Below are 256 nucleotides of genomic sequence, written 5' to 3'. Positions count from 1 at the left end.
ATTTACAGCCGATAAGTGTGGGCGCTTGATGCGGTGGCGACCCGGCCTTGCCTTTCGGGGCGAAGCCGGAACAGCAAAAGTATCAAGAGTCTCACACTAAAGTAAGTCAGGTTTTTGAATTTATTCAGAAAACCTGTCAGCTTTGAGTGAGCGACCGGTTCTTAACCGAACCGAAAACAGTAACAGGTATTGAACTGAAGAGTTTGATCCTGGCTCAGATTGAACGCTGGCGGCATGCCTTACACATGCAAGTCGG

At 48.8% G+C, this 256-nt stretch carries 1 rRNA gene; it reads left to right on the top strand.

The features are described 5' to 3' along the window. Positions 1-191: 191 nt before the first annotated feature. Positions 192-256, top strand: a 16S ribosomal RNA gene (locus VSR34_RS39130); the annotation flags it as partial.

Source organism: Paraburkholderia sp. JHI2823 (assembly GCF_038900695.1).
GTDB classification, from domain to species: Bacteria; Pseudomonadota; Gammaproteobacteria; order Burkholderiales; family Burkholderiaceae; genus Paraburkholderia; species Paraburkholderia mimosarum.
Note: the sequence above shows the minus strand (reverse complement) of the source record. Positions and strands in the feature narration are given on the sequence as shown.